7 protein-coding genes, 2 tRNA genes and 2 pseudogenes are annotated in these 10,494 nt (G+C 44.4%); 6 read left to right on the plus strand and 5 right to left on the minus strand.

Annotation, left to right across the window (positions count from 1 at the left end; all coding sequences use genetic code 11):
* Positions 1-194 precede the first annotated feature (194 nt).
* From IM515_RS26030 to psbU, 4 genes and pseudogenes are all read right to left on the minus strand, one after another.
* Positions 195-791, minus strand: a pseudogene (locus IM515_RS26030) (glycosyltransferase); the annotation flags it as partial.
* Complete coding sequence (locus IM515_RS22760; RefSeq protein ID WP_287628529.1) at positions 788-1,888, minus strand: HEAT repeat domain-containing protein; 1,101 nt, start codon at positions 1,886-1,888, stop codon at positions 788-790. The pseudogene IM515_RS26030 and the gene IM515_RS22760, both read right to left, overlap by 4 nt.
* Before the next feature lie 183 nt (positions 1,889-2,071).
* The gene (gene nadB, locus IM515_RS22765) at positions 2,072-3,739 is read right to left on the minus strand and encodes an L-aspartate oxidase (protein ID WP_287628530.1); all 1,668 of its coding nucleotides are present in this window, start codon (positions 3,737-3,739) and stop codon (positions 2,072-2,074) included.
* Positions 3,740-3,931: 192 nt separating this feature from the next.
* Entirely contained in the window at positions 3,932-4,339 is a 408-nt protein-coding gene (psbU, locus tag IM515_RS22770; protein WP_002754370.1) for a photosystem II complex extrinsic protein PsbU, read from the minus strand.
* Between the two features lie 470 nt (positions 4,340-4,809).
* Here psbU and IM515_RS22775 point away from each other — a divergent pair, with 470 nt between their 5' ends.
* The 5 genes from IM515_RS22775 to IM515_RS22795 all read left to right on the plus strand — a co-directional run bounded on the left by IM515_RS22775 (position 4,810) and on the right by IM515_RS22795 (position 9,796).
* The gene (locus IM515_RS22775; RefSeq protein WP_002761158.1) at positions 4,810-5,445 is read left to right on the plus strand and encodes a peroxiredoxin; all 636 of its coding nucleotides are present in this window, start codon (positions 4,810-4,812) and stop codon (positions 5,443-5,445) included.
* A gap of 593 nt (positions 5,446-6,038) precedes the next feature.
* On the plus strand, positions 6,039-6,338 hold the full coding sequence (locus IM515_RS22780) for a 2Fe-2S iron-sulfur cluster-binding protein (RefSeq protein WP_002766009.1): 300 nt from the start codon (positions 6,039-6,041) through the stop codon (positions 6,336-6,338).
* A gap of 140 nt (positions 6,339-6,478) precedes the next feature.
* A tRNA-Tyr gene (locus IM515_RS22785) sits at positions 6,479-6,563 on the plus strand.
* 8 nt (positions 6,564-6,571) lie between these two features.
* A tRNA-Thr gene (locus IM515_RS22790) sits at positions 6,572-6,643 on the plus strand.
* Between the two features lie 144 nt (positions 6,644-6,787).
* A complete protein-coding gene (locus IM515_RS22795; protein WP_287628532.1) occupies positions 6,788-9,796 on the plus strand; it encodes an alpha-mannosidase in 3,009 nt (1,002 codons plus the stop codon).
* Here the strand turns inward: IM515_RS22795 and psbN are convergent.
* The gene (gene psbN, locus IM515_RS22800; RefSeq protein ID WP_002761150.1) at positions 9,793-9,924 is read right to left on the minus strand and encodes a photosystem II reaction center protein PsbN; all 132 of its coding nucleotides are present in this window, start codon (positions 9,922-9,924) and stop codon (positions 9,793-9,795) included. The genes IM515_RS22795 and psbN overlap by 4 nt on opposite strands.
* Positions 9,925-10,360: 436 nt before the next feature.
* Between psbN and IM515_RS22805 the strand changes: the two are divergent.
* Positions 10,361-10,494 (plus strand): annotated as a pseudogene (locus IM515_RS22805) (carbonic anhydrase); the annotation flags it as partial.

Below are 10,494 nucleotides of genomic sequence, written 5' to 3' on the forward strand. Positions count from 1 at the left end.
CAAGCTTTTCTGGTCGGAACCCCCTAAGCCGAGTTTTCAAGGTGCTGCGCCGTCCACTTGGTTTTCGAGACTGGCCTTTTAATTCTAACGTAAAGCCAACCTAGAACGGCGGGGTTTCAGACCCAAAATTTCCGATGACCGAAAACCCCTAAAGGTACGCCCAACTGTTGACAAGCGGCGATCGCATTTTCTCAAGCTTTTTCCGGGGCAATCCGTCCCACCCAGGCTAGACAGGGGGAAGGAGCGGCCCGAAACTGATACAAAGATACGTCTAAACCATTAGCCAAACAGCGATAGGGGGGAGATATTGAGAAAGTTTCTGCTTGGGCGACGGTGTGAAAAGCGCGTAAATGGGGAAAACTGCGGTAGGTTTTTTGAATAATATGATCTATCGCCAAAGAAACGGAAGCCATGCTGACTAAATGGGCGACGGGAGTGGCAAAAAAAGAAGTGAGATAAAAAGGCAGCCAATCCTAGGCAAAATTAACAATTAAATCGTACTGATGTTGTACTTGTTGAGCGTAGTGCCACATATTGGCCAAAACGGCATTTTCGGGCATGAAAATCGGGGCTTGCCGGCCTTGACTTTGGGCGGAAATCTGGGCATTTCCTGCTATAGTGATTAAGGGAATATCATGCAATTGCGAGGCTTCTGGAGCCACTACCCGCACCGCATACCCTTGCTTATTCAGAGTGCGAGCGAGATCATAAAGAGTTAATTCTAGGCCACCGCCGTCCCCCGATCCCAAAAATCCCACGGGAGTGGAGAGAAATAACAGTTTTCCACTCAATTCTGCACCTCAGTGGATGTGGTTTCAGTGAAGGAAGTATCCTGTACGTCATCATCTTCCGGTTCACCAGTGGTTTCCAGGGGAGCAATATCTAAACGGGGCGGTAATTGCAGATTTAACTGTCTGATTGCCCAGCGTGCTGTTTCTTGCACTTCCTCATCGGAATCATCGAGGGCATGACAAATTAATTGACTGATCTGAGACATGATATCGTAGAGTCTGGTTAAATCCCGGATAGCATTTTTCCGCACTTGGGGATTTTTATCCTGGAGAGAGATAGCCAAAGCTTGGTTCATCGGTCGCAGGGAGCGGGTACAGATTTGAGCGAGAGCTTCTAGGGTTAAACTGCGTTCGTAGGAATCCCCATCCACCATACTATCGACTAAAGGCTGCATTGCCCTAGAATCGGACATCTGTGCCAGCTTCCAAACCGCCCGTCTGCGGGTGCGGGGATCATCATCACGCAGACTTTCAATCAAACTCAGGATTAAGTCTGCGTTCGGGATGCGGGAGGTAGCTTGTACGGGCAAAGAAGGCTCGAACTCGAAATCGTCTTCCCTATTGCCATTAATGTCACTGCCAGTTTTGGTGTCCGCATCGAAGGAATTACCATTGCCCCCGGAAAAGTTGTCGAGTGGGTTTTTAGGATTGACGTAAGTTGTCTTTTTGGGCCGTTTTGAGGCTTTGCCCTTGGGACGATATTGGAAGAAAAGCGATAGTAAAACTCCCAATAAAGCGATGGATAAGAGAGCCGAGCCAGCAATTAACGGTATTGGTGAAGTCTCGTTTTTGGCGGCTGCGTTGGCGGCCGTGGCGGTTTGACCTAGATACTTCTGGATATTAGCGATCGCATTTTGAGCAAATGTATCGTTCGGACGTTGTGCCAGAGCTTGTTGAAATTTTCCGAGGGCGAGTTGGTAATTTCTTTGGGCTGTAGCTTCGTAACCAGCTTTCATCAACTGATCGTAAGTGGCGACAGTCTGGGGTTGCTCTAACCTAGGGGGAGTTTGAGCGTTAGCCTTGGGTAAAGCCTGAAAATGATGACCCCAACTGCTCACACCGATAGCTAACAAAAATAGGAAATTGGGTTTGATCATAGAATTAATGCAACTGTTTAGGGGGGGGGGGAGGGTAAAAGTATGATAGCCTAAAAGCCGTAAATGAAAAGCACTTAACTCCAGAGATAGGTCATAGACCACGATGATTGGGAAAGGCCTCCGGTGAGCGTGGGGCGAATAGTACGGCTCCTAGTAGGGATTATCTGTGAAAAACTGGCTTAATTAAGCTTGCACAGGCGTTTTCCGCCACGTTCGACCTTGAATAGTCGTGTGGAATTGCCAATTAGCTACGGTTTCTGGATAATCGCCCCGATAGTGACCGCCGCGGCTTTCTGCTCGTAATAAGGCACTTTCCAGAATTAAGTCAGCGATATCTAGAAGATTTAATGTCTCGATCGCTATTCTTATTTCTAACTGCACCGAGGGACACAAAAATAATTGTCCTTTGTCGGGGAGAAGATTCTGGAGAAATTGGCCCATCTTTAAGGATTCTAACTGTTGTTTCCACTTTTGCACCCGTAGGATAGCAGTTTCTAACTCATTTTGAAATCGGCAAATTCCCGCATTTTCCCACATTAAAATCGGTAATTCTCTCCGTACTTTTTGCCAGTATTCCTGTTCTTCTTGCCAATTTTCTGCGATTTCTAAGGGTTTTTCTGGTCTTTCCCCCAGCAAGTTTTCCGGCTCTAGACCTATTGCAGCTAAACTTGCCGCAAAGACAATACATTCCAAGAGAGAATTACTGGCTAAACGATTGGCTCCATGAACACCTGTACTAGCTGTCTCGCCGATCGCATACAAACCGGGTAGAGAAGTGCGGGCGTTTAAATCGGTGGCCACTCCTCCCATCCAATAGTGAGCGGCGGGGGCGACGGGAATCAGCTCCTCAAGCACATTAATGCCCCATTTTTGACAGATGCGGATAATATTGGGAAAACGATAACGCAGACGCTCCGGTTCGATTGGTCTTAAATCTAGATATACTTTGGCATGGGCGGGATCGTCGGAGGTTTTCTGCAAATGGCTAAAAATTGCCCGACTCACCACATCCCGGGGAGCCAATTCTCCGGCCGGATGATAATCGAAGGCAAAACGCCGCCCCTGGGCATCAATTAAATGCGCTCCTTCGCCGCGCACCGCCTCACTAATTAAAAACCGCGGCGCCCCCGGCACAGTCAAAGCGGTGGGGTGAAACTGAAAAAATTCCGGGTCGCGAATCACTGCCCCAGCACGCCAAGCGAGGGCGACTCCATCCCCGGTGCTAACGGCGGGATTGGTAGTTTGGGCATAGACTTGACCGCCGCCTCCCGTAGCCAGAATGACTGCTTGCGCTCGTAGCCAACAGAGATGATCTTGATGGAGTAAACAAATACCTTGACAGCGTTGCCCTTCCGAATCAAGCCACAGTTTCAGTGCGATCGCTTGGGGAATAATGGTAATATTGGGGCGTTCGACCACTTTTTCCATCAGGGTACTGACGATCGCTCTCCCCGTGCGATCGGCTGCGTGCAGTACCCTGGCCTGGGAATGGGCAGCCTCAAGAGTGCGGGCTAAGTCGTCTCCAGAGCGATCAAAACTAACTCCTAACCGCAGCAAATCAGCGATCGCTTGGGGGGCCTTCTCGACTAAAAACTGCACGGCATAGCGATCGCATAAGCCCGCTCCAGCTTTCAGGGTATCTTCTAAATGGAAAACGGGGGAATCTGCCGGGGACGTGGCTGCCGCAATTCCTCCCTGCGCCCAATCACTAGCCCCAGTTTTTAAATCTTCTTTGGTAATTAAACCCACCTTTAAGTTAGGGGGTAAACACAGTGCGGCATACAATCCCGCCGCTCCCGATCCCACCACTAAAACATCTTGATAACTCGGCAGTTGCGAGGAAACGACCATGTAGGAGTTAATTGATAAATTCTATTTATTCTAGCACTTCATTTCTCTATAGCTCTGGCCAAAATCCCCAGTCTTTTCCTTGGGGCAGTATGCCAGATTCTTTATTTTGCCTCTTGCCTTCAGAAGCTGATCACTGAAAAAGGTGAGCGATCGCTCACCTAGGAATTTTTTTAAAACCGTAATTAACTGGATTTAGTAAACTCCGGGGTTAAAACGGTCATCACCCTCGATAAATTCTTTAGAAGGCTCAGTAACGGTGAATTTCTCTAGATTAGCCTGTAAACGCTCTTTTTGAGTGTCCGAGAGTCCGGGGATATTGAGGACATCTTCCACTTCTTCGTAGGGGGCGTTTTTGATGATTTTACCGGCTAAATTGGGATAGAACCCTCTCAAGTCCCGGAAATCGCGAATATCACTGTTATTAAGGTCGATTTTCGCCCCAAATTCTGTGGTTAGTTTAGCATCAGCCGCATTTAAGACCGCCACAGGATGAGAAGGAAGGGCGATCGAGGTAAGATTGAGAGCTTGAGCGGGAACTTTGCCCCAAAAACTCCCGATAATCAAGGCAATTACCGCCAGCAGACGAACAAGATTCTTCATTGCAGTTGTGGTCTCCTAAAACCAAGGCAAATTAACGATTAGGACAAGAAATTAAGCCGTCAGCTTTCCGACTAGGCATAGGGTGGGTAGTTGGGATTTGCCACCGCAGCCTAGCTATTAGCTGAACGCTGATAGCTAGTTAAAAAAGTTATATCATGCCATTAGACCAGATCATAACCTAGTTTGCCGTCCTAGGGGAAGGGTTTTGCGGTTTTGGGGTTTGATCACAAGGAACAAGTTGGTTAGGACAATCTAAATCGCTAAAACCCTTTTCTGGCAAGGATTTTCCTGCTGCCATCCAGCGGCTGCTACAGTTGAATTTCCCTATCTCCCTACTTCCCCCATTTCCTCATTCCCCTATCCCCTAATGCAATTATTACAAATCCCTAAAATTATCAATGAAGAACAGCACTCCTATGGCATCATAAACTGTTGCTTGTCTTGAAATATATAATAAGGAAGACACAATTATGGCTCTCCAATTGGGTGATATCGTTCCAGATTTTACACAAGATTCTAGTGAAGGTCCGATTTCTTTTCACCAGTGGGTAGGAGATAGCTGGGTGGTGCTGTTCTCGCACCCGGCTGATTATACTCCCGTTTGTACCACGGAATTAGGTACGGTGGCTAGTCTTAAGTCAGAATTTGAGCGCCGCAATGTTAAAGTGATCGCTTTGAGTGTCGATAGCGCCGAATCCCATCGGGGTTGGATTAATGACATCAACGAAACTCAAAACACTACCGTTAACTATCCGATTATCGCCGATGGCGATCGCAAAGTGTCCGATCTCTACGGCATGATTCACCCCAATTCCCTCAATAATCTCACGGTACGTTCGGTGTTTATCATCGATCCCAACAAAAAATTACGTTTAACTATTACCTATCCTGCCAGCACGGGACGCAATTTTAACGAGATACTGCGGGTAATTGACTCCCTGCAGCTCACCGATAACTATCAAGTGGCTACTCCAGCTAACTGGACCGACGGCGGCGATTGTGTGGTGGTTCCCTCTATTCCCACTGAAGAAGCTCGCAGCAAATTCCCCAAAGGGGTTGAGGAAATCAAACCCTATCTACGCATGACTCCCCAACCTAATAAGTAATTAGAGTTTGCTAATCGGTGAACCAGATCCTGGAAAACTGGCAATCCGAAAACCATAAAGTCGTCAGGGAGGGTTAGCCATCCGTTATAACGGATAGCCAACCCCTGGCAACGGGGGATTTATCTCCCCATATCATTTATTAGTTTGATTGTCAATATATTTTTTCATAGTTTCCCTAGATGTGTTAGCGGCAGTAGTACCGAAAAGCAATTTCTTGGCTGGGTTAAAGACAATTCATCGACATCTATCTTAACTATAAGTTAAATTAATGTTTAACAAAAATCGGCTTAAGACTAAAAGAACAATGAACATTATGGCTCCAAATGCTTAGTAGTGGTTAGTTTAGCTAGATTGTAGATCGATGAAATTATCTAGAGATCGAGCAAGTATCCTCAAGAATTCTGGGTTAGATCTATAAGTAAATTTTATTTTAAGTTTATTTAAGACTGTCATTACTAATGCAAGGCTGAGTCAGGGAGATTTTCCCGTAGTATCAGAAATGAAACTCGCTCCAATCGTTCACTCTGAGGACGAGCGAGAGGCAATTGTAGAGACTGCCGCTTTCACTGGCATTTAATTAAGAGGAACAACCGATGGCAACAATTTATAAAGTCACCCTGAAAACACCCGATGGCGAGCAGACAATTAATGTTCAAGATGATGAGTACATTCTCGATGCAGCCGAAGAACAAGGACTAGACTTACCTTATTCCTGCCGTGCGGGAGCTTGCTCCAACTGTGCTGGTAAACTTCAATCTGGTAGTGTCGATCAATCCGATCAATCCTTCTTAGATGACGATCAAATTGAAGCGGGTTATGTCCTCACCTGCGTCGCCTATCCCACCTCTGACTGTGTGATCCTCACCCACCAAGAAGAAGAAGCTTTGAAGTAATCTTCAAGATTGTCAGAAAACTCCCGTTAAGTGCTATCTATGGTGCTTAACGGGAGTTATTTTATGGCTCAAAAAATTTTTTCCCTAAACACTTGTGTGTTTTAGCTAAGGGTGCTATGATTGATAATCGTGGAATTAATGGGTCGGTGCCCGAGTGGTTAATGGGGGCGGACTGTAAATCCGTTGGCTACGCCTACGCTGGTTCGAATCCGGCCCGGCCCACCACGATCAATGCCCGTGTAGCTCAGTGGTAGAGCACACCCTTGGTAAGGGTGAGGTCATGAGTTCAATCCTCATCACGGGCTTTCTCTTCCCTGCTCATTCTCAATCAGCCGTTGAAGGATGAGATTAAGTAAGTCTTCAGCACTATGGCGTTAACAGGAATCCTCCCCCAGGGCAACTAGGCCTCGATCGCTTAAAATAATCAAAATTAACTTATTTGTTGGCTCATGTCTCCCCTCGACAACATCGCTAAACTGTCTCACCTCACCCGCACAGATGTTCAGAAAAATTGGTTGATCGCTACAGCAGCGGAAAACCCAATTCAACCCGTCACCCTCAATGAAAAACAATACATTATTTGGCCGGCCGGCAGACAAATTCAATATCTAACTCAAAAAATTATTGTCCCCGAACATTTAGCCGGTTATCCTTTAGAGGGAATGGAACTGAGATTAATCCTAACTTGGTGGGCCGAAGATGTCAAAATTTATATTAATAATCAATTTATCCAAGCGGGAGATCTCTTTGATTCTTCCACGCGCATTTTACTTTCTAACTCGGTCTCTACTGGTCAAGAAATCGTTGTTACTCTCCGTTTAGTCAGTCCCCATCATGATATTGGTGGTTTGATGAAATCCCAGTTAATCTATGAATATAGCCAAGCGATCGATCCTAGTTTTGTTGCTGATGAATTAACCATTCTCCATAATTATCTACAAACTTTTTATCCTGAAAACTTAGCAGCTTTTACCGCTACTCTCGATAATATTGACTGGGATAATGTCACCAACAAAGATAAATTTAATCGCTCCCTAGAATCAATTCGTCAATCCCTACAACTCCTCGCTCAACCTCTGAAAGAACGCAGTTTTCATCTTCTCGGTCACGCACATTTGGATATGGCTTGGTTGTGGCCGTTGGCAGAAACTTGGCAAGTGGCAAAAAACACTTTTATCTCAGTTTTAAACCTGCAAAAAGATTTTCCCGCCCTCATATTTGGTCATTCTAGCCCCCTAATTTACGAATGGATAGAAAAACATCATCCTGACCTGTTTCAAGCAATTCTAGAGGCATATAAAGGGCAATCCTGGGAACTTTTGGGCGGAATGTGGGTAGAACCAGAAGTCAATTTAATCTCCGGGGAATCCCTATTTCGACAGCTGCTTTATGGACAAAAATATTTTCAAGAAAAATTTGGACAAATCACTAAAACTGCTTGGCTGCCGGATACCTTTGGGTTTCCCTACCAATTGCCGCAAATTCTTAAATCCTTTGGCATCAAATACTTTGTAACCGGGAAACTACATTGGAATGATACGACTAAATTTACCCACGGTTTTTTCTGGTGGCAATCTCCCGATGGCAGTAAAATTCTTTCCCTTATGTCTCCTCCCAATGTTGCCGGAGTTATGGATACTAACCCAATTATTATGACCGATCATGCTCTCAATTGGGAACAGCAAACCGGCTTAAAAGATATTTTTTGGCTGCCCGGAGTTGGCGACCATGGCGGCGGTCCGACTCGTGATATGTTAGAGGTGGCCCAACGTTGGCAAAAATCTCCTTTTTTCCCCCAGTTAAAATTTAGCCAAGCAACAACTTATCTGGACAGTCTAGAGACAAGTAATCTCCCTATCTGGGATGATGAATTATATCTAGAATTCCATCGGGGTTGTTATACCACTCACTCTGACCAAAAAGCCTATAATCGTTACTGTGAAATCCTCTTGTATCAAGGGGAATTATGGTCTTCTCTGGCTAATATCTTACTAGAGATTCCCTATCCGAAAGTCGAGATAGAATCCGCCTGGAAAAAGGTTTTATTAAATCAGTTTCATGATATACTGCCCGGTACTTCTATACCCGAAGTGTTTAGGGATGCCAATCAGTTATGGCGGCAAGTTATCAGCACAGGTGAAGCAATTTTACATCAAGCTTTACAGGCAATTGCCCCTCAAATTAATTTACCTAATCCCCCCCATCCCCAAGCAAAACCTTTTCTAGTTTTTAATTCTCTTAACTGGGAAAGAACCCAGATTATCTCTTTACCTATAGAATCTGTCAATTGTTCAGTTTATGGCTTAAATAATTGTCTCTGTACCTCGCAATTATCCCACGACAATCAGCTATTATTTCTCGCTGAAAATATTCCTTCTGTGGGTTATAAGTTATTTTGGTTAGTTCCCAATCAGCAAGCAGCCGAGCAAAATTTAATTAACTGCCAATTTATTTTAGATAATGGCTTGCTTAAAGTTACTATTAACTCAGAAACGGGGGATATAGATAGTATATTTGATGTAATTAATCAAAAAGAAATCCTGCAAGCTGCCGGTAATCAATTACAGGCATTTAAAGATCAAGGACAATATTGGGACGCTTGGAATATCGATCCGAATTATCAACAATATCCCTTACCTAAAACAGTATTAAAATCGATCGAATGCTTAGAATATGGTCCTTTGCGCTGGCAGATTCGCGTGATCAGAAGTTTAGCTGATTCGGAATTTTGTCAAGATTATATCTTAGAAAAAGATTCTCCTATTCTCCAGATTAAAACTATTGTTAATTGGCAGCAAGAACATACTTTAGTAAAAACCGCTTTTCCTCTCAGTCTCAACAGCAATTTTACCACCTATGAAATTGCCTGTGGTGCGATCGAGCGTTACCACGAACCAGAATCGCCAAAATGGGAAGTTTACGGGCATAAATGGGCAGATTTAACCGATAGAGAGGCAAACTATGGGGTTAGTCTTTTAAATAATAATAAATATGGCTATGATGCTACTAACCAGCAACTGCGATTAACTCTGTTGAGAAGTCCCCGATGGCCCGATCCCGAGGCGGATCTGGGAAAACAAGAATTTACCTATGCAATATATCCCCATCAAGGGGACTGGAAAACGGCGAAAACTGTCCATCATGCTTGGCAGTTAAACTCACCTGTCACCGTTATTTTTATTACTAATTCTTCCCGATCAAACCGGTTGCCACCCGTGGCACAATGGTTAAAATTCTCGGCCGATAACTTAATTTTAATGAGTTTCAAACAAAGTGAAACATCCGCTCGGAGTTGGGTAATGCGCGTTTATGAATGTCAGGGAGAAAACGCTGTTATTGATTGGCAAAATCAATTACAATTAACAATAAAAGAATCGATCGACGGTTTAGAAAGAGCGATCGATCCTATGGAGCAAATTTCTCCTTGGCAAATAGCCACATGGTTATTAAAGAATTAATCTTCGTGATCTTCAAAAGGATCGCTTAATTCTGCTGCTGGCGGTCCAAAAGCGGTATAAAGAGCTAAAGCGGTAATCCCCACCAAAGCGGCAGCGATCGAAATACCCAAAATTGTTGCAGTTTCCATAAAATAAAATTTGCTTAGATACAGTTTGTATCTTATCTTAACAAAATATAACCGATCTCGCCGCCAATAGCGATCGCTAATCGGGCCAGTTGAGGGTAAGTGCATCTTAACAATCCTTGACAAAATGAACTTTATGTGAGTTGCCTACCCACGATTCAGGCATATTTGAGGAGAATTTGCCATCTCAATTAAATAGGGTAACTATTCTGATGGACTGGTAAGCTGCCCGCGCATTTAAATTGCTTGTTGAAATAAGGCACTCTTGCAACATGAAAATGCGTCTTAGCTGATCATTTGAAATGCCTACAGGGCAAACAGATCACAAAATTGGCCAATTGTCAATAGCGCTTGAGATGCGCTTGCCATGATCTCATGCCCGACAATTTTCTAAAAGGATCAACTAGAATAGCGATCGAACTAAACCAGAAGAATTATTATGAAGAAACTCCTACAGGGACTAGAAAAGTTCCAGAGTGGTTATTTTGATGAACATCGGCAATTATTTGAGCAACTCTCCCACGGACAAAAACCGAGAATCCTGTTTATCACCTGTTCCGATTCCCGTATCGA

The organism is Microcystis sp. M44BS1 (assembly GCF_020244875.1).
Classification (GTDB): domain Bacteria; phylum Cyanobacteriota; class Cyanobacteriia; order Cyanobacteriales; family Microcystaceae; genus Microcystis; species Microcystis panniformis.